At 64.4% G+C, this 22,984-nt stretch carries 23 protein-coding genes and 1 tRNA gene; 19 read left to right on the forward strand and 5 right to left on the reverse strand.

The annotated features are described in order from the left end of the window. Window positions 1–14 precede the first annotated feature (14 nt). Both pgi and gorA read left to right on the forward strand, forming a co-directional pair. Complete coding sequence (pgi, locus tag WFP44_RS02655; RefSeq protein WP_336924805.1) at window positions 15–1,532, forward strand: glucose-6-phosphate isomerase; 1,518 nt, start codon at window positions 15–17, stop codon at window positions 1,530–1,532. Between the two features lie 112 nt (window positions 1,533–1,644). Then, window positions 1,645–2,994, forward strand: a complete 1,350-nt coding sequence (gene gorA, locus WFP44_RS02660) for a glutathione-disulfide reductase (RefSeq protein WP_336924806.1) — start codon at window positions 1,645–1,647, stop codon at window positions 2,992–2,994. Between the two features lie 8 nt (window positions 2,995–3,002). On the opposite strand, the gene aroB is transcribed toward gorA, so the two are convergent. Beyond that, window positions 3,003–4,109 (reverse strand): 3-dehydroquinate synthase, encoded by a 1,107-nt coding sequence (aroB, locus tag WFP44_RS02665; RefSeq protein ID WP_336924807.1) that lies wholly within the window; start codon window positions 4,107–4,109, stop codon window positions 3,003–3,005. Beyond that, window positions 4,100–4,705 (reverse strand): shikimate kinase, encoded by a 606-nt coding sequence (locus WFP44_RS02670; protein WP_336924808.1) that lies wholly within the window; start codon window positions 4,703–4,705, stop codon window positions 4,100–4,102. The genes aroB and WFP44_RS02670 overlap by 10 nt, the downstream gene beginning before the upstream one ends. 91 nt (window positions 4,706–4,796) lie before the next feature. Between WFP44_RS02670 and WFP44_RS02675 the strand changes: the two genes are divergently transcribed. The 5 genes from WFP44_RS02675 (at window position 4,797) to WFP44_RS02695 (ending at window position 10,283) form a co-directional block, all read left to right on the forward strand. Continuing rightward, a complete protein-coding gene (locus WFP44_RS02675; RefSeq protein ID WP_336924809.1) occupies window positions 4,797–4,949 on the forward strand; it encodes a hypothetical protein in 153 nt (50 codons plus the stop codon). After that, window positions 4,946–6,814 carry a hypothetical protein gene (locus tag WFP44_RS02680; RefSeq protein WP_336924810.1) on the forward strand — a complete coding sequence of 623 codons (1,869 nt, stop codon included), beginning with the start codon at window positions 4,946–4,948 and terminating at the stop codon, window positions 6,812–6,814. The genes WFP44_RS02675 and WFP44_RS02680 overlap by 4 nt, the downstream gene beginning before the upstream one ends. Before the next feature lie 12 nt (window positions 6,815–6,826). Next, window positions 6,827–7,720: a tyrosine recombinase gene (locus WFP44_RS02685; RefSeq protein ID WP_336925032.1), complete on the forward strand. Its 894-nt coding sequence runs from the start codon at window positions 6,827–6,829 to the stop codon at window positions 7,718–7,720. Window positions 7,721–7,731: 11 nt separating this feature from the next. Then, window positions 7,732–8,691, forward strand: a complete 960-nt coding sequence (locus tag WFP44_RS02690; RefSeq protein ID WP_336924811.1) for an acetyl-CoA carboxylase carboxyltransferase subunit alpha — start codon at window positions 7,732–7,734, stop codon at window positions 8,689–8,691. Between the two features lie 101 nt (window positions 8,692–8,792). Continuing rightward, entirely contained in the window at window positions 8,793–10,283 is a 1,491-nt protein-coding gene (locus WFP44_RS02695; protein WP_336924812.1) for a M48 family metalloprotease, read from the forward strand. 85 nt (window positions 10,284–10,368) lie between these two features. On the opposite strand, the gene WFP44_RS02700 is transcribed toward WFP44_RS02695, so the two are convergent. Next, the gene (locus WFP44_RS02700) at window positions 10,369–10,542 is read right to left on the reverse strand and encodes a Flp family type IVb pilin (protein WP_336924813.1); all 174 of its coding nucleotides are present in this window, start codon (window positions 10,540–10,542) and stop codon (window positions 10,369–10,371) included. A gap of 101 nt (window positions 10,543–10,643) precedes the next feature. Continuing rightward, window positions 10,644–10,796 (reverse strand): Flp family type IVb pilin, encoded by a 153-nt coding sequence (locus WFP44_RS02705; protein ID WP_336917128.1) that lies wholly within the window; start codon window positions 10,794–10,796, stop codon window positions 10,644–10,646. 101 nt (window positions 10,797–10,897) lie between these two features. Between WFP44_RS02705 and WFP44_RS02710 the strand changes: the two genes are divergently transcribed. The 7 genes from WFP44_RS02710 to WFP44_RS02740 all read left to right on the forward strand — a co-directional run bounded on the left by WFP44_RS02710 (window position 10,898) and on the right by WFP44_RS02740 (window position 16,263). Next, on the forward strand, window positions 10,898–11,332 hold the full coding sequence (locus WFP44_RS02710; protein WP_336924814.1) for a (deoxy)nucleoside triphosphate pyrophosphohydrolase: 435 nt from the start codon (window positions 10,898–10,900) through the stop codon (window positions 11,330–11,332). Between the two features lie 45 nt (window positions 11,333–11,377). Further along, a tRNA-Arg gene (locus WFP44_RS02715) sits at window positions 11,378–11,454 on the forward strand. A gap of 239 nt (window positions 11,455–11,693) precedes the next feature. Further along, the gene (locus WFP44_RS02720; protein ID WP_336924815.1) at window positions 11,694–12,182 is read left to right on the forward strand and encodes a hemerythrin domain-containing protein; all 489 of its coding nucleotides are present in this window, start codon (window positions 11,694–11,696) and stop codon (window positions 12,180–12,182) included. 21 nt (window positions 12,183–12,203) lie between these two features. Next, complete coding sequence (locus tag WFP44_RS02725) at window positions 12,204–13,739, forward strand: phospholipase D-like domain-containing protein (RefSeq protein ID WP_336924816.1); 1,536 nt, start codon at window positions 12,204–12,206, stop codon at window positions 13,737–13,739. A gap of 41 nt (window positions 13,740–13,780) precedes the next feature. After that, on the forward strand, window positions 13,781–14,362 hold the full coding sequence (folE, locus tag WFP44_RS02730; RefSeq protein WP_336924817.1) for a GTP cyclohydrolase I FolE: 582 nt from the start codon (window positions 13,781–13,783) through the stop codon (window positions 14,360–14,362). Window positions 14,363–14,401: 39 nt separating this feature from the next. Further along, window positions 14,402–15,694, forward strand: coding sequence for a UDP-N-acetylglucosamine 1-carboxyvinyltransferase (locus WFP44_RS02735; RefSeq protein ID WP_336924818.1), 1,293 nt, complete (start codon window positions 14,402–14,404; stop codon window positions 15,692–15,694). Next, window positions 15,691–16,263 (forward strand): DUF1993 domain-containing protein, encoded by a 573-nt coding sequence (locus WFP44_RS02740; protein ID WP_336924819.1) that lies wholly within the window; start codon window positions 15,691–15,693, stop codon window positions 16,261–16,263. The genes WFP44_RS02735 and WFP44_RS02740 overlap by 4 nt, the downstream gene beginning before the upstream one ends. 65 nt (window positions 16,264–16,328) lie before the next feature. Here WFP44_RS02740 and WFP44_RS02745 read toward each other — a convergent pair whose 3' ends face one another. After that, complete coding sequence (locus WFP44_RS02745) at window positions 16,329–16,808, reverse strand: peroxiredoxin (protein ID WP_336924820.1); 480 nt, start codon at window positions 16,806–16,808, stop codon at window positions 16,329–16,331. A 154-nt stretch (window positions 16,809–16,962) separates the two neighbouring features. Between WFP44_RS02745 and ahcY the strand changes: the two genes are divergently transcribed. From ahcY to WFP44_RS02770, 5 genes are all read left to right on the forward strand, one after another. Beyond that, complete coding sequence (ahcY, locus tag WFP44_RS02750) at window positions 16,963–18,387, forward strand: adenosylhomocysteinase (protein ID WP_336924821.1); 1,425 nt, start codon at window positions 16,963–16,965, stop codon at window positions 18,385–18,387. A gap of 109 nt (window positions 18,388–18,496) precedes the next feature. After that, window positions 18,497–20,839, forward strand: a complete 2,343-nt coding sequence (locus WFP44_RS02755; protein ID WP_336924822.1) for a sensor histidine kinase — start codon at window positions 18,497–18,499, stop codon at window positions 20,837–20,839. Further along, on the forward strand, window positions 20,836–21,279 hold the full coding sequence (gene tsaE / locus WFP44_RS02760; protein ID WP_336924823.1) for a tRNA (adenosine(37)-N6)-threonylcarbamoyltransferase complex ATPase subunit type 1 TsaE: 444 nt from the start codon (window positions 20,836–20,838) through the stop codon (window positions 21,277–21,279). Before WFP44_RS02755 ends, tsaE begins: the two co-directional genes overlap by 4 nt. Further along, window positions 21,276–22,268 (forward strand): aminoglycoside phosphotransferase family protein, encoded by a 993-nt coding sequence (locus WFP44_RS02765; RefSeq protein WP_336924824.1) that lies wholly within the window; start codon window positions 21,276–21,278, stop codon window positions 22,266–22,268. The genes tsaE and WFP44_RS02765 overlap by 4 nt, the downstream gene beginning before the upstream one ends. After that, a complete protein-coding gene (locus WFP44_RS02770; RefSeq protein ID WP_336924825.1) occupies window positions 22,265–22,984 on the forward strand; it encodes a nucleotidyltransferase family protein in 720 nt (239 codons plus the stop codon). The genes WFP44_RS02765 and WFP44_RS02770 overlap by 4 nt, the downstream gene beginning before the upstream one ends.

Raw genomic sequence — 22,984 nt, forward strand, 5'->3', positions numbered from 1 at the left:
AGGGAATCGGAATAATGGCGACATCGCGCAAAACTGCCTGGGAAAAGCTGGAAGGCCTGCCGCGCCCTTCGCTGGCACAATTGTTTGCCGCCGATCCGGCACGGGTGGAGAAAATGTCGGCCCGGCTGGAAGTTGGCGAAGGCGGGGTGCTGTTCGACTGGTCGAAAACGCATCTGTCCGACGACCTCATCGCCGCTTTCGAGGAGCTGGCCGCGGCAAGCGATTTTGCCGAAATGCGCCGCCGCCTGTTTGCCGGCGAAGTGGTCAACCCCAGCGAGAACCGCGCCGCTGAACACACAGCGCTGCGTGGCGTGGGCAAGGAGGCGAGCGTGGAGGAAGCCGGCGCGCTGCTTGCCCGGATGCGGTTGCTGGTCGATGCCATTCACGAAGGCGCGCTGGGCGAAGTGCGGCACCTCATCCATATCGGGATTGGCGGCAGCGCGCTGGGCCCGGCCTTGGCGGTGGATGCGCTGGCGCGCGATCTGGCGCTGGTTGATGTCCATGTCGTCTCGAATATTGACGGGGTGGCGCTGGAAGCGGCGTTCTCCGCCTGCGATCCGGCCACCACGCTGATTGCGGTGGCGAGCAAGACCTTCACCACGATCGAGACGATGACCAATGCTGCCAGCGCCTTGAAATGGCTGGCGGATAATGGCGTGGCCGATCCGCTGGGGCGGGTGATTGCGCTGACCGCTTATCCCGAAAAGGCGGTGGAATGGGGCGTGGATGAAACGCGCATCCTGCCTTTCGCCGAGTCGGTCGGCGGGCGCTATTCGCTGTGGTCGAGCATCGGATTTCCCGTTGCGCTGGCGATCGGATCGGAAGATTTCGCCGCCATGCTGGGTGGCGCGGCGGCGATGGATGTGCATTTCCGCGATGCGGAGGGGCGGGCGAACCTGCCGCTGCTCGCCGCCTTTGCCGACCAGTACTACACGCGGCTGCGCGCCTGCCAGACGCGGGCGGTGTTCTGTTATGACGAGCGGCTGGGCCTGCTGCCCGATTACCTCCAGCAACTGGAAATGGAATCGAACGGCAAGAGCGTGACGGCGAGCGGCGATCCGGTGGATTTCCCCACCGCGCCGATCACCTGGGGCGGGGTGGGCACCGATGCGCAGCACGCGGTGTTTCAACTGCTGCATCAGGGGACCAATCTGGTTCCGGTGGACTTTATCGCCAGCATCGCGCCCGGAGACGATCTCGACCCCGCGCATCACCGCATCCTGCTGATGAACTGCTTTGCGCAAGGCGCGGCGCTGATGGCTGGGCGGGCGAGCGCGGATGGCGCGCGCAATTATCCGGGCGACCGGCCATCTGCCACGATCCTGTGCGACGATCTGGACCCGGCCACGCTGGGCGCGCTGATCGCGTTTCACGAACACCGCACCTTTGCCAATGCGGTGCTGATGGGGATCAATCCGTTCGACCAGTTCGGCGTGGAACTGGGCAAGGATATTGCCCGCCAGATCGAAAAGGGCGGGGCGGATTTCGATCCCAGCACAGCCGCATTGCTCGCCGCAGCGGGGCTGGACTGAACGCGACCTAAAGGAACCTGGCGCGACAGAGCGCTGCCGAAGGGGCCTTACGGTTGGCAAGCGCGGGCCAAGTGGGCATATGCGCGAGCAGCCAACGGGAGACAGCGTGCCAATGTCCGATTTTGACTATGACCTGTTCGTGATCGGCGCAGGTTCGGGCGGGGTGCGCGCCGCGCGCATTTCGGCCAGTCACGGCGCGCGCGTGGCCGTGGCGGAGGAGCACCGCGTGGGCGGCACCTGTGTCATCCGCGGCTGCGTGCCCAAGAAGATGCTCGTCTATGGCTCGATGTTTGCCGAGGAGCTGGGCCATGCCGGCAATTACGGCTGGACCATCGAAGGCGCGCGGTTCGACTGGCCGACTTTGCGCGATTTCGTGAACCGCGATGTCGACCGGCTGGAAGGGCTGTATGGCAAGACGCTGGAAAGCCACGGGGTCGAGGTCTTTGCCGAGCGGGCGACCATCGCCGGGCCGAACACCGTGCGCCTGGCCAGCGGGCGCGAGATTACCGCCGCGCATATCCTGATCGCAGTCGGCGCCTGGCCGATGATGCCCGATTTTCCGGGCGTGGAACACTGCATCACCTCCAACGAAATGTTCCATCTGGACCAGCAGCCGGGGCGCCTGATGGTGGTGGGCGGCGGCTATATCGCCATGGAGTTTGCCGGCATTTTCAACGCGCTGGGCAGCGAAGTGTCTGTCGTGAACCGGACAGACCGGATCCTGCGTTCCTATGACGCGCAGGTGGTGGAGCGGGCGCTGCACATCATGATGGGGCGCGGCATCACCTTTCACATGAACCGGCTGGTGCAATCGGTCACACGCGATGAGGAGGCCGGCTGCCTGCTGGTCGATCTGGGCGATACCGATCCGATTCCCGTCGATCAGGTGCTGATCGCAGCGGGCCGCGTGCCCAATTCGTCCGGTCTTGGCCTTGAGAATGCCGGAGTCGAATTGACGGATAATGGCGCGATCAAGGTGGACGCACACAGCCGCACCACCTGTCCCACCATCTATGCTGTGGGCGATGTAACCGACCGCGTGCAGCTCACCCCGGTGGCGATCCGCGAAGGCCATGCCTTTGCCGACAGCGTCTTTGGCGGCAATCCGCGCACCGTGGGCTATGCCAATATCCCCAGCGCCGTATTCACCCAGCCGCCGCTGGCAGGTGTGGGGCTGACCGAGGAGCAGGCGCGGCAGACCTATGGCAGCGTGAAGGTCTATTCTTCGGACTTCCGGCCGATGAAGAACATCTTCTCGCCCCATGCCGAGCGGGGCCTCTACAAGATGATTGTGGAGGAAACGTCCGAGAAGATCCTGGGCATTCACATGATCGGGCCGGAAGCGCCCGAAATCCTGCAGGTGGCCGCCATCGCACTGACGGCAGGACTTACCAAGCAGGCGTTCGACGATACCGTGGCCCTGCACCCCAGCATGGCCGAGGAGCTGGTTTTGCTGAAATAGGCTGGCGTTTAGCGCGCCAGTTCTTCATCCAGAAACGCACCCACTTCGGCAAGGTCGACCTGCTTGTCGACAAAGGCTTCGCCAATTCCGCGCAGCAGGATGAAGGGCAGGGTGCCCGCGTCCATCTTCTTGTCGTGCAGCATATGGGCAACCAGATCCGCCCCCCGGCACGACAGATCGAGAGAGGCGATTTCGGTGGTCAGCAGCGCGTTTCCGATTGCTGCGCAAATGCGTGCGGCATCATCCTGAGATATATAGCCTTTCCGGGCAGAAAATCGCGCCGCCAGCACCATTCCCAGCGCCACTGCCTCCCCGTGCAGCAGGCGCTCGGAAAAGCCGGTTTCGGCTTCCAGCGCATGGCCGAATGTGTGCCCCAGATTGAGCAGCGCGCGCGTGCCGGTCGTCTCGCGTTCGTCCTGCGCCACGATGCGCGCCTTGGCTGCCACCGATTGGTCCACCGCATATTCCTGCGCTTCCCGGTCGCCCGCCACAACTCGGGCGCCGTTTTCCTCGCACCAGGCGAAAAAGGCCGGATCGCCCAGAATGCCGTATTTGATGACTTCGGCATAGCCGGCACCCATTTCGCGCGAGGGCAGCGTTGCCAGCGCATCCAGATCGGCCAGCACCAGCGAGGGCTGATGAAAAGCGCCAACCAGATTTTTACCGGCCTTTGTGTTGATCGCGGTCTTGCCGCCGACGCTGGAATCCACCTGCGCCAGCAAGGTTGTCGGCAATTGGATAAACCCGCAGCCGCGCTTCAGGATGGCCGCGGCAAAACCGGTGAGATCGCCGATCACCCCGCCGCCCAGCGCCAGGATGTGATCGCCGCGCTCCACTTCCTCGGCCAGCAGCCAGTCCACCACCTGTTCGAGCATCTGCCAGCTCTTGGTCGCCTCGCCCGGTTCCAGCACCAGAAAGTGCGGATCGAACCCCGCTGCTGTGAGCGAAGCGGAAACCGCCTCCTGCCAAGAGGCGGCGACATTGGCATCGGTGATGATCGGCACCGCCTTCTTGCGCAGCAGCGGACCGCATTGCGCCGCCACATCCTCCAGCAGTCCGGGGCCCACGCGCACTTCATATGATCGCCCGGCCAGTTCCACGCGGGTTACAGACATTGTTCGAGAGCCTCCAGAATGCGGTTGACGGTGGCATTGTGCGGGCCGGCATCGCTCATCACCTTGATGGACGCCTTGGCATAGAACGGCTCGCGTTCGGCTTTCATGCGGGTCACGATTTCGCGCACATTGCCGCCGCGCAGCAAAGGGCGCTTGCTGTTGCGGCCAACGCGTTCGACCAGCGTGTCGGCATCGCTGTCCAGCCAGATGGGGATGCCCCTGGCGCGAATCAGTTCCGCGGTTTCGGGCTGCACGAAAGCGCCGCCGCCCGTAGCGATCACGCTGGGGCCGGATTCCAGCAGGCGCGCGATCACGCGGCGTTCCCCGTCGCGGAAATGGTCTTCGCCAAACTGGTCGAAAATGTCGGTGATCGGCATCTTGGCCGCTTCGACAATGGCATCATCGGCATCGGCAAAGGGCAGTTTCAGCACGGCGGCCAGCTTGCGCCCGATGGTGGATTTGCCCACGCCCATCATCCCCACCAGCACGATCGGCCGGTGCAGCCGCGCCTTCAGGTCCGCGATTCGTGCAGGTGCCTGCGGGTCACCGCCGGGCCTGCGGCGACCATTGGCCGAAGGAGATTGCGTGTTGTTCATTGCCGCCGGGGCTATAGTTGCGCTAACCCGCCTGCGCAAATCGGCAAATCGGCAAACCGGCCCCTGGGGCCGCGCGTAAGCAGAGGAAGTGGTGGCTAAACGCCGGAAGGGTATCGTGGTGTTTCTTGGCTTGATCGTGCTGGCCGTTCTGGCGCTGGCCTGGATGGATGGCGGCGTGGAGCAGCAGCGGCTGATCGAGGTTCCTGCCAACCTGCCTGTTTCGGGCGGGGAGCCGCAGGCATGAGGGCTGCGCTGCTTCTGGGTGCCGGCGCGCTTGCGCTCACCTCCACGCTGGCGCTGGCGCAGCCACAGGATCTGCTGCCCGATATCTTCAACGATCCGCCGGCCGAAGCGCCCGCGCCGCGCCCGCAGCCACGCCCGCAGCAAACCGCAGCGCCCGCTGCGCCTGCGCCGCAGGTGACGCGCGGGGCAACGCCGCCCGCCGCATCCTCCACCAGCGCGCCGGTGGTGCAACCGCTTCCGTCTGCCCCCTCAGCGGGCGCATCCGCTCCGCCGCTGCCCGGTCTGCCCGCCAATTTCCCCTCTCTGGCCGAGCTGGAGCAGATGGAAGCGAGCGAGATCAACGAACTGCTGGGCCTGCGACCCAAATTCGACGTGCCGCCCGCTGCCCGCCGATCGATGGACCGGGTGGGCGTGATCGCCAGCAGCGAGGGTGGTTTCCCCTATCCCTCGCTCGCCCGCCAGCCTGCCGCGCTGGTGCGTGCCGCGCTGGAGGGAACGCGCGGGCCGATGGTCTCGCGCTGGGGCCATATCCTTGTGCGCCGGGCACTCGCCAGCCGGCTGGATGCGCCCGCTGGGATGAGCCCGGTGGAATTTGCCGCACTTCGCGCGTCCGTGCTCAACCGCATGGGCGAGGCGCGCGTGGCGGTGGAATTGCTGCAGGACGTGGACGGCAGTAATTACGATGCCGCGATGCTGGCGGCAGCCAGCGATGCCTATCTGGCGACGGGCGACCTGCTGGGCCTCTGCCCGCTGGCGCGGCTGCATCCCCAATTGCGCGAGGATGGCGAATGGGTGCTGACGCAGGCGATCTGCGATTCTTTCCTGGGTGAAACTCGCTCTGCCGAACGGCGGCTGGCCCGTGCGCTGGGAACCGGGCAGGCACCGGAAATCGATGTGCGTCTGGCGCAGCGCTTTGCGGGCGCGGCTGGCGATGCAGGCCGCGCGGTAAATATCGAATGGACAGGCGTTGACGAACTCACCCCGTGGCGGCTGTCGCTGGCGCGGGCGCTGGGGGTGGACATTCCTGATGCCCTGCGCAGCGCGGCCCCGCGCCGGTTCGATTATGCCGATGTGCTTATTCCCGCCGTGCCGCTGGGCCAGCGTCTGCGCGCGGCAGAGCGGGCCGGGCGCGCGGGGGTGCTCTCCGCGCAGGCGATGGTGGATCTCTATTCGCTGGCCTATGCCAACGAGGCGCTGGACGAAGCCACCCGCAATCTGGCCGCGCAGTTGCGCCAGGCCTATGTCGCGGCGGAGCCGGTCGATCGTGTTGCGGCGATGCAGGCGCTGTGGGGCGAGGATATGTCCTATGGCCGGCAGGTGCTTACGGCATTCGCCGCCGCGCGTCTCCCGGCCAGCAATGCGCTGGCCGACAATGCAGGGCCGCTTATCGCGGCGATGCTGGCGGCGGGGCTGGATGCCAATGCCATGCGCTGGCGCAGCGTCGTTGCGACAGGCAGCGAAGGCTGGGCGCTGCTGGCGCTGGCCGATCCGGCTGGCGGCACTGTTTCAGGCGGAGATTTTGGCAGCTTTGTCAGCGATGATGACAGCGAAGGGAGCCGCAAAAGCGCCTTCCTGCTCGCCGGGCTTGCGGGGCTGGGCCGTATGGACGCGGCCGAGGTGCAAAACCGCGCTGCCGATCTGGGCATCGACCTTGCGCGCGAAAGCGTGTGGAGCCAGCGCATCAGCCAGGCCGCGCGGGTGGGCAATCCCACGCTGGTCGCGCTGCTGGCCGGTGTGGGGATGCAGGGCGATGGGTGGAACCGCATGACCGCGCGGCATCTGTATCATATTGTCCGCTCGCTCAACGCCGTGGGACTTTCTGCCGAAGCGCGCATGATCGCCGCCGAGGCAGTGGCGCGCGGCTGAGGGAGCGGGGCGATCAGCGCCGCAATCGAGACCTTCCTTGCCATGCTCGCCGTCGAACGCGGCGCAGCGGCCAACACGCTGGCGGCCTATCGCCGCGATCTGGAAGGGGCAGAAGATGCGCTGGGCGATCTGGCGCTGGCGAGCCGAGAGGATCTGGCGCGGCTGGGCCAGCACTGGGCCGGTCTTGCCGCGTCCAGCGTGGCGCGCAAGGCGTCAGCGCTTCGCCAGTTCTACGGCTTCCTGCTGGATGAAGGGCTGCGGCGGGATGATCCCTCTACCGCTTTGCCGCGCCCGGCCACGCGCCGCCCGCTGCCCAAAATCCTCTCCCATTCCGAGGTGGAGGCGCTGTTCCAGCAGGCCGAAGCGGAGGCGCAAAGCGGCCGGGCCGAAGGGGTGCGCAATCTGGCGCTGCTCGAACTGCTTTACGGATCGGGCCTGCGCGCCACCGAACTTGTCGCGCTGCCAATGGCAGCGGTGCCGCGTGACGCACCCTTTCTGACAGTGACGGGAAAGGGATCGGCACAGCGTATGGTGCCCATTTCGCGCCGGGCCAAGGCTGCGCTGGCGAAATGGCTGGAGGTAAGGGGGCTGGAGGTGCGCGCATCCGATTCGCCCTTCCTGTTCCCGTCGCGCACGCGCCACATCAGCCGCATCCGCCTGTATCAGCTGGTAAAGGAGCTGGCCGCGCGTGCCGGGATCGATCCGGCGAAGATCAGCCCGCACGTCCTGCGTCACGCCTTCGCCACGCATCTGCTCGAAGGCGGGGCGGATCTGCGCGTGTTGCAAACGCTGCTGGGCCACGCCGACATCGCCACTACGCAAATCTATACCCATGTCGATGCCGCACGGTTGGTCGAGCTGGTAAATGCGCGGCATCCTCTTGCAGGGCGAACGCAGGGAGGTTAGCGCATCGGCCCATGATCTCTTATCTCGAATTCGAAAAGCCCGTCGCTGCCATCGACGCCAAGATTGCCGAATTGCGCGCTGCGGCGGGCGAAGACGGCGATGTCGATATCTCGCGCGAACTGGCGCGGCTGGAAAGGAAGAGCGCGGAACTGCTTGCGCAGGCCTACTCCTCGCTGACCCCGTGGCAGAAGACGCAGGTGGCGCGTCACCCCGCGCGCCCGCATTTCCGCGATTATGTGGCGCATATGTTCAGCGACTTCATGCCGCTGGGCGGGGACCGTCTGTATGGCGATGATCTGGCAATCATGGGCGGGCTTGCCACGCTGGATGGCCGCCGCGTGATGCTGATCGGCCATGAAAAAGGCCACGACACCGAAAGCCGCATCCGCCACAATTTCGGCATGGGCAAGCCCGAGGGCTACCGCAAGGCGATCCGCCTGATGGAAATGGCCGACCGGTTCGGCCTGCCGGTGGTGACGCTGGTCGACACCTCGGGCGCCTTTCCCGGAATCGAGGCAGAGGAGCGCGGCCAGGCCGAAGCCATCGCCCGCAGCACCGAAGCCTGCCTGGCGCTGGGCGTGCCGATGGTGGCCGCGATCGTGGGAGAGGGCGGATCGGGCGGCGCGGTGGCACTGGCGAGTGCAGAACGCGTTTTGATGTTCGAACACGCGGTCTATTCGGTGATTTCGCCCGAAGGCTGCGCCTCGATATTGTGGCGCACTGCGGAAAAGGCCCCGCAGGCGGCCGAAGCCATGAAGATGACCGCGCAGGATCTGCTCGACCTCGGCGTGATCGACCGCATCGTGCCCGAACCGATGGGGGGTGCGCATCGCGATCCCGAAGGTGCCTGTGCCGCGCTTGCCGCCGCTCTGGGTGAAGAACTGGATGCACTGGCACGGCGCGACGGTGCATCGCTGCGCCGCACGCGCGAGGAACGGTTCCTTGCCATTGGCGAAGGGCTGGCGCGCTAAGGGCCTGTTGGCAAAGGAACCAATTGACGTTCTGGCAGTTGCTTTCATCGGCTGATCTGGCAATTTCACCGCCAGAATACCGGCCCAATGGGGAACTTGCCATGACAACTCTTTCGCGCACCGCCTCTTTTGCTCGGGCAGCCCTTTGCGGGGCCGCATCGCTTGCATTGGCCGCCTGCGCCACGGTTCCCGGCGCCAATGTCGCGCCCGGATCGCCCATCACCCAGGCCGAAGCGCAACTGGGCGCGCAGTATCATCCGCAATTCGTGGCCGAATTCGGCGGCGAAATGACCGGCCCCTATGCCGATTATGTGCGCGGCGTGGGGCAGGGCATTGCCGTGCAATCGGGCCTTGCCACGACGCCGAGCGCGTTTCAGGTGACCTTGCTCAATTCCTCGGTCAACAACGCCTTCGCGGTGCCCGGCGGCTATGTCTATGTCACGCGCCAGCTTGTGGGCCTGATGAACAACGAGGCCGAACTGGCCGCCGTGCTGGGGCATGAAGTGGGCCATGTCGCCGCGCGCCATTCGGCCCGCCGGCAGGCCGCCGCGCAGCGCAACCAGCTGGGCGGCGTTGGCATTGCCATCCTGTCCAGCGTGCTGCTGGGGGGCAACAATCCGCTGGGCCAGCAGATTTCGCAGGCGGCGCTGCAAGGCTCGCAGTTGCTCACCTTGTCCTATTCGCGCGCGCAGGAGATCGAGGCGGACAATCTGGGCGTGCAGTATCTGAGCCGCGCCGGATACGATCCGCGCGCCATGGCCAGCCTGCTTCAGAGCCTCGCGGCGCAGAATTCACTCGATTCGCAATTGCAGGGACGCGGCGATGCGACAATTCCCGCCTGGGCCTCCACCCACCCCGATCCTGCCAGCCGCGTGCAAAACGCGCTGACGCAGGCAGGCAATGGCACCGGCGTGACCAATCGTGAAACCTTCCTTCGCCGCGTCGATGGCCTGATGTATGGCGATGATCCGGCGCAGGGCGTGATTGAAGGGAATGATTTCATCCATCCCGAATTGCGCCTGCGCTTTTCCGCCCCGCAGGGCTTCTACATGGTCAACGGCACGCGCGCGGTGTCGATCAATGGCGATGCAGGCCGCGCGCAGCTGACCACCGCCGCGTTTGACGGCAATCTGGAAACCTATGTCCGCGCCGCCTTCCGCGCGCTGGGCGGCCAACAGCAGCAGCTTGCGCCCGACAGCATCCAGCGCGCGACGGTGAACGGCATTCCCGCCATGTTCGGCGGTGCGCGCGTGAATAACGGGCAGCAGCAGGTGGATGTCACCGTGTTTGCCTATGACTTCGGCAACCGGCAGGCCTTCCATTTTGCCGCGATTACCCCGGCTGGACAGGCGGGCGTGTTCAACACGATGTATAATTCGATGCGACGCATTACCACGGCAGAGGCGGCACAGGTGGTGCCGCGCGCAATCGATGTGGTGACAGCATCGCGCACCGATACGGTGCAGACGCTGGCCCGGCGCATGGCCTATACCGATGCGCAGGAAGCGCGCTTCCGCGTGCTCAACGGCCTTTCAGGCAATGCGCAGGTGGTGCCCGGTCAGCAATACAAGATCGTTGTGCGCGCCAATTGATCGAAGGCGCCGGCGTAACGGCTAATGAAAAGGGGCGGCAGGTTTCCCCGCCGCCCCATTCTTTGCCTATTTAGGCCCGTAGCGATTACGAGTTGGCCGACTCGAGCTCGTCCGAAACCGAATTGAAGGTGTTGTTCAGGTTGCCGCCCAGGCTGTTCAGGGCAGCGATCGCGGCAACGGCGATCAGGGCAGCGATCAGGCCATATTCGATGGCGGTGGCGCCGGCTTCGTCGCGCAGCATGTTCTTGAAGAAGGTCATGTCAGTCTCCTGGTTTTCGTAGTCTTCGGTACCCGATCCGATCAGTTCCCCGTCCGGATGTGTTCTTGTCTAAAGTCAAGAAGTTGAAAAAGTCCTAAACCTTAGCTTGCATTTTCGACTGCAGTTTCGATCCTGTTGAACATCGAGTCGGCCTCTCCGGCAAAAAGCCGAAGGCCACCGACCATGGCGATCACGATCAATCCCGCGATCAGGCCGTATTCAATTGCGGTGGCGCCCTGTTCGTCGCGCAGCATGACGTTGACACTTGCAAACATGGCGTCGAGCTTTCGATACGTTCTGATAGGCGGGATTCTCGCATCCAATCCCTAACGAAGAGTTGACAGGAGACTTCGGGTTGGAAGAAAATCCGACATGGATACCGGTGGTTGCGCTGGCATTGCGCGATGCCAGCGCTCGTGTGTTGTTGCAGCAGCGCCTTCCTCACAAACATCATGGTGGCCTTTGGGAATTTCCCGGCGGCAAGGTGGAATCTGCGGAAAATCCGCGATTTGCGCTAGTTCGGGAGATCGCGGAGGAGCTTGGTATCCGGATTGAAACCACGAAGCTGTCACCCCTGTTTCTGGCCGATGAAGCAGGTGTCGAGGCCGGGCCTGCGGGGGTTGTATTGCTTCTTTACACTTGCCGCGAATGGCGCGGCGCCATTGCCGGGCGCGACGGGCAGCAATGGGGCTGGTTCACGCTGGACGAGGCTGCGGGCCTTCCCTTGGCGCCGATGGACGGCGATCTGCTTTCACGGCTGAAAATTCTTGATGCGGTTGCCGGTCAATAGGCTTGCCAAGCTGAAAAAGCCCCCCTATGTGGCGCCCTCCAATGCGCGCCCGTAGCTCAGCTGGATAGAGCACCAGACTACGAATCTGGGGGTCAGAGGTTCGAATCCTTTCGGGCGCGCCACCACAACACCCGTCCCTGCAAGGGGCGGGTTTTGTGTTTGTGGGTCACGCAAGATTTGAACTTCGGACTCGGAGGCGCGCCAGCGCCGGAGAGGGGGCGGCCGCAGGCCGGCCCAATCCTTTCGGGCGCGCCACCACGACAGCCCGTCTCCGCAAGGAGGCGGGCTGTTGTGCGTTCAAGGGGCCGGGAACTCTTGACGAAAATGTCGGTTGATCGGGCAAAGCCAAGGAGACATTCTTGTGAGCAAGATCGACATTTTTGCCCGCCTCAAGGAAGATCACGACAAGCACCGCGCGCTTTTTCAGCGGCTGGAGCACACGCATGGCGAGAGCGAGGAGCGGCGCGAACTGTTCGAACAGCTGACCATTGAACTGAAAGCGCACGCGGCTGCCGAGGAGCAGGCGCTGTATTCCACGATGATGCGCAAGCCCGCGACCACGGACGAGACACGCCATTCGGTGGCCGAGCATCACGAGATCGAGGAAATGCTGAACGATCTGGCGGCAACCAGCATGGCGACCGGCGCGTGGCTGACCAAGTTCCGCCAGCTCCGGCATGATTACCTGCATCATATCGAGGAAGAGGAGGAGGACCACTTCCCCGGCTTTGCCAAGCACCTGACCACCGAGGACGAACAGCATATCCGCGCCGTGTTTGACCGGCGCAAGCGGGCGGAAAAGGCTGACGCGTCCGTCACACCGGAAAAGAAGGAAGACGCCAAGCAGTAGGCCGCGGTTACGGGGGGCACCGTGGATCAGGACACCGATTCGCTCTCTGCCGAACCGGGCGTGTGGCGCTATGCCCGCGCCCGGCGCGCGCGCTTGCTGATCGATGGCGAGGAATATTTCGCCACCATGCAGCAGGCGATGCTGAAAGCGCGCCAGCGCATCCTGATGATCGGCTGGGATTTCGACACCCGGATCCACCTCGCCCAAGGGCGGCGCTGGTGGCACAAGGGGCGCAAGGCGCAATATCCCCGCCGCCTGGGCAGTTTCATCGTCTGGCTGGCGCGTCACAATCCGGGCCTAGAAATCCGTATCCTGAAATGGAGCATCGGCGCGCTGCAATTCCTGACGCGCGGCTCGATGCTGCTCGATCTGGTGCGGTGGGTGCCGCACCGCCGCATCGATTTCAAATTCGATACCGCGCACCCGCCGGGATGCAGCCACCACCAGAAGATCGTGGTGATGGATGAAACCTTTGCCGTGTGCGGCGGGATCGACATGACGCAGGGGCGCTGGGACACGCGCGAACACCGTGCGGATGATCCGCGCCGCACCGCGCCCGGCGGCAAGGCCTATGGCCCCTGGCACGATGCCGCGTTGATGATGGAAGGCGAGGTGGCGGTGGCGCTGGCCGATCTAGGGCACACGCGGTGGGAACACGCCGGAGGCAAGCCGCTTCCCCGCTGCACGGCACCGGAACAATCCTGCTGGCCCGACGGGGTGGAGCCCCATTTCAAGGATGTCGAAATTGGCATTGCCCGCAGCCGCGCCGAACACGCAGGCCTTGCTGCCGTGAGCGAGGTGGAGGAGCTCTTCCGCCGCCATATCGCCCGCGCCCGCCGCTTCATTTATGCCGAGAACCAGTATTTCGCCAGCCGCGCCATTTGCGAAGCACTTGCCAGGCGGCTGGCCGAACCCGATCCGCCGGAAATCGTGATCGTTCACCCGGCAAGCGCCGATGGCTGGCTGGAATGTCTGGCGATGGATACTGCCCGCACCACGCTGGTGGAGGCGATCCGCGAACTGGACGGGAATGACCGCTTTCACATCTACGCGCCCTATGCGGATGAGACGCCGATCTATGTCCATGCCAAGCTGATGATCGTGGATGATGAGGTGCTGCGGGTTGGCTCGGCCAATTTCAACAACCGCTCGATGGGGCTGGACAGCGAATGCGATGTGTTCATCGACGCGCGCCGTCCCGGCAACGGCCATGCTGCGCCTGCCATCCGCGATTTGCGCCTGTCACTGCTGGGCGAACATTGCGGCATTACGCCCGATGAAGTGGCGCAGCTGGAGGAAAAGGCGGGCTCCATGGCGGCGATGATCGCGCTGCTGGGCGGGCGCGAGGGGTGTCGCCTCAGGCCGTTCCATCCCCCCGCCAACGGTGATTTGGAGGAGGCGCTGGCAACGATGCAGTTGCTCGATCCCGAATCGCCGGAGGAGATGTTCGCATTATCGTCAGGCAGGAATGGTCTTTTGCGTCCGGGCAGCCTATTGGCGAGAGCCAGAAACAGGCTGGCGCGCAGGCGGGCGGCCAAAAGACGACGGGATAACTGACTATGGGTTGCGGGCACGGTGCTGACCATGAACACGAGGAAATGGACGAGCGCGGCAAGTTGATCGTGCCTGATCATGTGCAGGATGCGATCCGCACGCTGATCCGCTGGTCGGGCGATGACCCAACGCGCGAAGGGCTGCTCGACACGCCGGCCCGCGTGGCGCGGGCATGGCGCGAATATTGCCAGGGTTATGGCGAAGACCCCGCCGTGCACCTGTCCCGCGTGTTCGAGGAAGTGGGCGGGTATGACGAGATCGTGGTTCTGAAGGACATTCCTTTCCAAAGCCATTGCGAGCACCACATGGCCCCGATCATCGGCAAGGCGGCGATAGCCTATCTGCCCACCAACCGCGTGGTCGGCATTTCCAAGCTGGCGCGCGTGCTGCACGGCTATGCCCGGCGCCTGCAAATCCAGGAACGGCTGACGGCGGAAGTGGCCGAATGCATCTGGAATCACCTCGAACCGCGCGGCGTGGCGGTGGTGATCGAGGCAAGCCATGCCTGCATGACCGCGCGCGGCGTGCGCACGCCGGGCGTCAACATGGTGACCAGCCGGGTGATGGGCCTGTTCCGCCGCGACGACAAGAGCCGGGGCGAAGTGCTCAAGCTGATGGGTTATTGATCCGCCTTTGCGGGTATTTCGGGGTTTGAAAGAGACGACATGACGGCTTTGTATGTGCGCGGGGGACGGCCTCTGCGTGGGCGAATTGATCCTTCGGCCAACAAGAACGCGGTGCTGCCCGTGCTGTGCGCCACGCTGCTGACCGATGCGCCAATTACCTTGCGCAATGTGCCCGAAATCACGGATGTCACCCGCATCCACGATTTCTTTGCCGAACTGGGCAGCACGGTGGCCTGGGACAAGTCGGCCAAGGTGCTGGAAATCGACCATTCGACAATCCGCCCCGGTGCCCGCGCCACCCTGCCACAGGCGATGCGCGCCAGCATCATGATGATTCCCGGCCTGCTTGCTCGCCTCGGCGAAGCGCGGCTGGAAAACGAGGTGAAGGGCTGCACGCTGGGCGCGCGCGAGATCGACCCGCACGTGGCCGTATTCAAGGCTTTCGGCGCGGAGATTTCGAACGAGGAACGCAATATCGTCTTTCGCAAGAAGGGGCGCGGCGAGGGGACGCGGATGTGGCTGGAATATGCCAGCGTCACCACCACGGAAAACTTCATCATCAGCGCGCTGACCGCCAACGGCACCAGCCAGATCGTCAACGCTGCGTGCGAACCGCACGTGCAGGAAATGTGCGCTTTTCTGGAAGCGATGGGCGCGCGCATTCGCGGCAAGGGCACCAGCATGGTATCGGTCGATGGCGGGGTGGAACTGCACGGCGCGGATTACACCTTTGTGGAAGATTTCCACGAGGTGGCGACCTTCCTCGCGCTGGCGGCGGTAACCGGCGGCGATATCTCGGTGCGCAATTCGCAGCCCGAAAACTTCATGCTGATCGACCGGACATTCGAGAAGTTCGGGGCAGAGGTGGAGCACAAGGACGGCTGGTCGCGCCTGCAGGCGCCTGAACAACTGGTGGTGCAAGCCAATTTCACCAGCCACCTGATTACCAAGGTGGAGGCCGCACCATGGCCCTATATCCCGGCCGATCTGCTGCCCATCTTCATCGCGCTGGGCGTGAAGGCACGCGGCCAGACGATGTTCTGGAACAAGGTATATGAAGGCGGCCTAACCTGGCACACCGAACTCAGCCTGTTCGGCGCGCACACGCTGCTGTGCGATCCGCACCGCCTGATCACCTTTGGCGGCGACCGGCTGGTGCCCGCCACGGTGACCAGCCCCTACATCATCCGTGTGGCGATTGCCCTCTTGATGGTGGCGGCGAGTATTGAGGGCGAATCAACCATTCTGGACGCCGACCCCATCCGCCGCGCGCATCCCAATTTCGTGCCCAATATCGATTCGCTGGGCGTGAATGTGGAATGGGGCGCGTGACGCCTGCATCGCTCCTGCTGCCGACATATGCGGATATGCTGTCCGCGCTGGCAGCTTGGCTGGACAAGGCGGAACGGGAAGTTGGGCCGGATCAGGCCGATGCGCTGATGCGCGCGCGGCTGGCGCCCGATATGTTCCCCTTGGCAACGCAGGTGCGCTTTGCCTGTGTGCAGGCGCTGGAAGGCGTGCATCGTCTGGCGCGGCAGGATTTTCCGCCCCTTGTGCAGGCACTGCTCGATGAAGGGCGTGGTGCATCCGATAATCCGGGCACCATCAGCGAGGCCCGCGCGCGCATCGCGCAAACACGGGATCTGGCCGCCAAGGCGGCGGCGGACATCCCCGCCGAAACCGATCCGCAGGCCCCGCTTGAACATAGGCTGCCGATAGGAATCGTGTTTGATCTGACGGTGGAGCAATATGTCCGCGACTGGGCGCTGCCGCAGTTCTACTTTCACCTGATGGCCGCCTATGCCATCCTGCGCGCGGCGGGGGTGCCGCTGGGCAAGGCGGATTATGTGCAGCATATGTTTGCCTATGTTCGCCCCGGAACAATGCCGCCTGCCGGGTGAAGGGCGGATATGAAAAAGGGCGGCGCGATGGCCGCCCTTTTCCTGAAAACGCAGGGGATCAAGCCTTACAGCTGGCCCAGCATATGTTCGGCGCTCGACACCTTGAATTCGCCCGGGCCTTCCACGTTCACTTCTTCCACCACGCCGTCATTGACGATGATCGAATAACGCTGCGACCGCTTGCCCATGCCAAAGCCCGAAAAGTCGGCATCAAGGCCCAGCGCGGAGGCGAAATCGGCATTGCCATCGGCCAGCATGGTGATGTCATCCGAACCGCCCGACTTGTTCCATGCGCCCAGCACAAAGGCATCGTTCACCGCGGTGCAGGCGATTTCGTCCACGCCCTTGGCCTTCAGTTCGGCTGCCTTTTCGACATAGCCCGGCAGGTGCTTGGCCGAACAGGTGGGGGTAAAGGCACCCGGCACCGCGAAGAGCGCCACCTTCTTGCCGGCGAAATATTCGGCGCTGCTGACCTTTTCCGGCCCGTCTGGGGTGACTTTCACCAGCGTTACGTCGGGAAGCTTGTCGCCTTTTGCAATCGTCATCTGGGGTATCCTCCTTGGCCCTGTTGCTGGCAGAGATAAGGCTTGCTGGCCTTTGTGCAAGGAGGATGGCGGGCTTGTCGCATCGCCTTGTGCGCTCTATGTGCAATCGGCATTAGCGCGTTGCATGGAGCCCCGGCGACGCTTCACCCCCCTCATGACAGGAGAAGTGTGCGTGGCAACTCTGGCTGCTCAGCCCGATTACATCATCAAGGATCTCTCGCTCGCCGAATTCGGCCGGGACGAGATCAACATTGCCGAAACCGAAATGCCGGGCCTGATGGCCCTGCGCGAGGAATTCGGCGCGGCAAAGCCCCTGCGCGGCGCGCGCATCACCGGCAGCCTTCACATGACGATCCAGACCGCGGTGCTGATCGAAACGCTGGTGGAATTGGGCGCGGATGTGCGCTGGGCCACCTGCAATATCTTCTCCACGCAGGATCACGCTGCCGCCGCCATTGCCGCGCGCGGCATTCCCGTCTTCGCGGTGAAGGGCGAAAGTCTCGCCGAATACTGGGATTATGTGGGCCGCATCTTCGACTGGGGCGAGGAAGACACCTGCAACATGATCCTCGACGATGGCGGCGATGCCACCATGTTCGCCCTGTGGGGTGCACGCGTGGAGGCGGGCGAGGACCTGTTCGAGCCGAGCAATGCCGAGGAAATCGAATTTGTCCGCGCGCTGAGGGAATTTCTGGCGAAGAAGCCGGGCTACCTCACGCAGACGGTGAAGAACATTCGCGGCGTGTCCGAAGAAACCACCACGGGCGTCCACCGCCTTTACCAGATCGCCAAGAACGGCAAGCTGCCTTTCCCCGCGATCAATGTGAACGACAGCGTCACCAAATCGAAGTTCGACAACCTCTATGGCTGCAAGGAATCGCTGGTGGACGCCATCCGCCGTGCGACCGATGTGATGCTGGCGGGCAAGGTTGCCTGCGTGGCCGGCTTTGGCGATGTCGGCAAGGGCAGTGCGGATTCGCTGCGCCAGGGCGGCGCGCGCGTGATGGTGACCGAAATCGACCCGATCTGCGCACTTCAGGCCGCGATGGAAGGTTATGAAGTCGTCACGATGGAAGAAGCGGTGAAGCGCTGCGACATCTTCGTGACCGCCACCGGCAACGAGGACGTGATCACCGCCGAACACATGATGGCGATGAAGCCGATGAGCATTGTGTGCAATATCGGCCACTTCGACAGCGAAATCCAGATTTCGGCCCTGTCCAACTATACCTGGAAGGAAATCAAGCCGGGCACCGATCTGGTCACTTTCCCCGATGGCAAGAGCATCATCATCCTGGCGCAGGGCCGGCTGGTGAATCTGGGCTGTGCCACCGGCCACCCCAGCTTCGTGATGAGCTGTTCCTTCACCAACCAGGTGTTGGCGCAGATCGAATTGTGGCAGCGCGGGCATGATTATTCCAAGGAAGTGCACATCCTGCCCAAGCATCTGGATGAAAAGGTCGCCGCGCTGCATCTGGAAAAGCTGGGCGTGCAACTCACCAAGCTGACCAAGAAGCAGGCCGATTATATCGGCGTGCCCTTGTCCGGCCCGTTCAAGCCCGACCATTACCGTTACTGATCGCAATTGATGCGATTTGGCGGGCGTTTCCCCGATTTGCGGGGGAACGCCCGCTTCGTTTCGTGCAGCGCTGTTGCATCCCCGGCGCGGGCCTCATAGCTGTGATCACATGGAATTGAGCCCATCCGCAATGGCGCTGCTTGGCCTGCTTCTGGCAGGCTGGACGTTTGGCGCGGTGTGGGTGGTGGTCGCGGCGCAGAAACGCGCGCGGGCCGCGCGTTCGGCGCGCGTTACCGCGCGGCGGTTGGCGCGCATGATCGACGATTGCCCCGCCATTCCCCTGATCGTGCGCGGCGACGGGCGGCTGGAGGGGCCGGACCGGCTGGCCGCTTGGCTGGGCATGGCGAAAATGCCGGGCTTTCTGTCCGAACTGGGCGGGGAAGATGCCGGCCTGTCCCCCATAGATCTGGCGGATCTGCGCGAAGCGGTGCGCCGCACACAGAAAACCGCAACGCCATTCCAGCTTGTCCTTACCCCGCAAGGTTCCACCAAGAGCCTGGCAATCCGCGGCCATCAGGCCGATCCTGCCGTGGCCGCACCCGGAACCGCGCTGTTGTGGTGGTTCGACTTTTCCGAAAGCCAGGGCGAACTGGCGCGGCTGCGGGCCGAGGCCGCGCGCGCGCGCAATGATTTTGCGGCGCTGGTTGGCCTGATCGAAGCAGCGCCCATGCCGATGTGGTTCCGTGGCCCCGACATGACGTTGCGGCTGGTCAACAGCGCTTATGTCAAGGCGGTGGAGGCCACCGATGCACAAAGCGTGGTCGACAACCAGATCGAACTGATCGAGCCTCTGGATGGCCTCTCCGCCGCGCAGATTGCCCGCCAGTCGCGCGAACGGAACCTGCCAGTCGAGCGGATCGTGCAGGCCACGATCGGCAACCAGCGCCGCGCCTTGCGCGTGTCCGATCTGCCGTTGGGCGATGAAGGCGTGGCCGGCTATGCCATCGATATCGAGGAGATGGAGGAGCAGGCCCGCGCTTTCCGCGCCTTCCGCGAGGCGCAGCGGTCCATGCTCGATCAGCTTTCGGTGGGTGTCGCGCAGTTCGATGCCGACAAACGGCTCACCTTCATCAACCAGCCATTCATGCGCATTTTCGCACTGCCGGTATCAGTGCAGCTCGACCCACCCGATTTCGACCGCTTTCTGGATCTGGCGCGGGACAAGGCGCGTCTGCCCGAAATGCGCGACTTTCCGGCCTTCCGGCGCGAACTCGCCAGCTGGTTCCGCGCCGATGCGCCCAGCGAACAGGCCTGGACTCTGTCCGACAACACGCATCTGCGCATCGTGGCGCAGCCCATGCCCGATGGGGGGCTTGTTCTGGTGGCGGAGGACCGTTCGGAACAGCTGGCCCTTTCGGCTACGCGCGACACGCTGCTGCGCACCCGCACCGCAACTTTCGACAGCCTGTTCGAATCGCTGGCCGTGTTTGCGCCCGATGGCCGCATCCAGCTGTGGAACCGCCGCTTCCCGGAGATTTGGGGGATCGAGCCGGAATTCATGGACAGCCACCCGCATATCGATGTGCTGCTCGACCGGATCACGCAGGTGCTGGCGCGCCCAGGGCAACGCGCGGCGATTGGCGAAGTGGTGCGCGCCGCCACGCTCGATCGCAAGCAGCGCGGCGGGCGTGTGCTGTTGTCCGATGGGCGCACGCTGGAATTTGCGGGCGTCCCGCTGCCCGATGGCAACGGCCTGCTCACCGTGCTCGACGTGACCGATTCGACCAAGGCCGAGGCCGCGCTGCGCGAGCGCAACATCGCGCTGGAAGAAGCCGACGCGGTGAAAACGCGGTTCCTTGCCAATATGAGTTACGAATTCCGCACGCCGCTCACCTCGATCGGTGGCTTTGCCGAATTGCTGGAATCGGGCGTGGCGGGGGAATTGAGCGCGCAGGCGAAGGATTATGTTGCCGCAATCCTTGCCTCGGTCGAACGGCTGACATCGCAGATCGAGAGTGTGCTTGATCTGACGCAGAGCGAAGCGGGCCTTCTTCCCATGGCGCTGGAAGAGGTGGATGTCCTCAGCTTCGTGACGGGCATTGTGCGCGAGCGGGAGGACGCCATCGAGGCGCGCGACATTGCTCTCGACCTGCGCGGGGACAAGGGGTCGGGCAAGATCCAGGCCGATCGCCGCCAGCTGGGCCGCGCCATCGGCAATATCCTCGACAATGCGATTGCCGCCGTGCCGGAAAAATCCGGACGCATTCTGGTGATGCTGGCGCGGCGCAAGAACGGCGTGCGCATTGTCATCTCGGATAACGGACCAGGGATGCGCCCCGGCGAACTGGCGCGCGCGCTGGAAGGCTATGGGCTGGCGCGTGATGGCAGCGGCAAGGAAAAGCGCGGGCTTGGCCTGCCGCTGTCGCGCCAGCTTATCGAGGCGCATGGCGGCAGGCTGGATATCCAAAGCGAGAAGGGCGCGGGCACGACCGTGACCATCAGCCTGCCGTGACGGTGGATCTGCCCGATCTGGCCGCGATGCAGGATTTTGGAGCGCGGATTGCGTCCCGCCTGCGTGCGGGCGATGTGGTGGCGCTCAGGGGCGGGCTGGGCGTCGGCAAGACCACGCTTTCGCGCGCGATCCTGGCGGCGCTGGGGCACGAAGGGGATGTGCCGTCTCCGACTTTCACCATCATCGAGGTGTACGATGCGCCTGCGATGCACCTGCCGGTGGTTCATGCGGATTTCTACCGGCTGGATGACCCTTCGGAGGCGGCTGAGCTGGGGCTCGACGATTACCGCGAGGGCGCCGTCCTGCTCGCCGAATGGCCCGATCACGCGGGCGGCTTCGAGCAGGATCCGGGCTGCCTGTCGATCACGCTGGAAATCCACGGTGCCGGCAGGCGGGCGATTGTCGAAGGGGGGGCGGATTGGCTAGGGCGGATGCCATGAGCGCACAATTGCCCGATGGCATCGATTCCTTTCTTGCAGCCGCCGGCTGGGGCGGGGCGGATGCAGAGCCCTTGCCCGGCGATGCCAGTTTCCGCCGCTATTTCCGCATTCGCCGCGCAGGCCGCGCCACCGCCATGCTGATGCACGCGCCGCCGCCGCACGAAGACCCCGGCCCGTTCCTCCATGTTGGCGGCTGGCTGCTGGAGCAGGGGATGCGCGCGCCTGCCATCCTTGCGACCGATCTGGAAAGTGGCCTCGTGCTGATCGAGGATTTCGGCCACAACCGGATGCGCGATTGGCTCGATTGGAACCCGGCGGATGAGGAGGCAACCTACCGCGCCGCGATCGACACGCTGCTGGCGCTGCGCCGCTCCCCGCCCGGCCCGTTTCCGCCCTATGACGAGCCGACCTATCTGCGCGAGGCGGCGCTGTTTTTTCAGTGGTTCTGTCCCGTTGCCGGCCTGGAGGTGGACGAGGAGGGTTTCCTTGCTGCGTGGAGCGAGGCGCTGGGCCCTGTCCTTATGCGGCAATATCCCGGTGTCTGCGTGCTGCGCGATTACCATGCGGAAAACATCATGTTGCTGGAACCGGAAAGGGCGGGCGGCGCGCAGGGGATCATCGATTTTCAGGACGCGCTGGTGGGCCACCCGGCCTATGATCTGGTCTCGCTGCTGCAGGACGCGCGGCGCGATGTCTCCCCGCAGCTCGAACAGGCGATGCTGGCATATTACCTCGCCCATGCCGATGCAGGGGAGGAATTCCTGGCCGATTACGCGGTGCTGGGTGCGCAGCGCAACGCGAAGATCGTGGGCATTTTCACGCGGTTGTGGCGGCGTGACAGCAAGCCGCGCTATCTGTCGCTGATCCCGCGCGTGTGGGACGCGCTGGAACGCGATCTGGCGCATCCTGCACTCGCCCCGGTGGCGCGGTGGTTCGATGCCAATGTGCCCGCCGACTGGCGCGCGCGGCGCGGCGACCTTACGCAATGACCCGTCTGGCATCGGACACCGCGATGGTGATGGCGGCCGGCCTTGGCAAACGGATGCGCCCGCTCACCGCCAGCCAGCCCAAGCCGATGGTGCGCGTGGCGGGAAAGCCGCTGATCGACCACGCGCTGGACAAGCTGGCCGAGGCCGGCGTCGCCCGCGCAGTGGTGAATGTGCATTACTTTGCCGACGTGCTGGAAGGCCATCTGGCCGAACGGCGCGTGCCCGCCATCTCCATTTCGGACGAGCGCGAGCAGCTGCTGGAGACCGGCGGCGGCATGGTGAAGGCGCAACACCTGCTGCCCGATCCGTTCTTCTGCCTCAACAGCGACAATCTGTGGCTGGACGGGCCGAAGAACGCCTTTCAGGACCTGTCCGAGCGGTGGGACGCGGAAAAGATGGATGCGCTTCTGCTGCTGGTCGCGCACAAGAAGGCGACCAATTTTGCGGGCAAGGGCGATTTCCACATGGATCCCTATGGCCGCCTCAGCCGCCGCAAGACGGGCAAGATCGCGCCCTATATTTTCACCGGCGTCCAGCTGGTGTCCAAACGCCTGCTGCGCGATGCACCGCATGGGGCGTTCTCCACCAATATCCTGTGGGACCGCGCAATGGCGGAAGGGCGGCTGTATGGCCTTGCCTTTACCGGGCGCTGGTTCGAAGTCGGCACGCCTGCTGCCATCCGGCCCACCGAACTGGCGCTGGCGGATAATTGCTAG

This window comes from Alteraurantiacibacter palmitatis, from assembly GCF_037154115.1.
Classification (GTDB): Bacteria; Pseudomonadota; Alphaproteobacteria; order Sphingomonadales; family Sphingomonadaceae; genus Alteraurantiacibacter; species Alteraurantiacibacter palmitatis.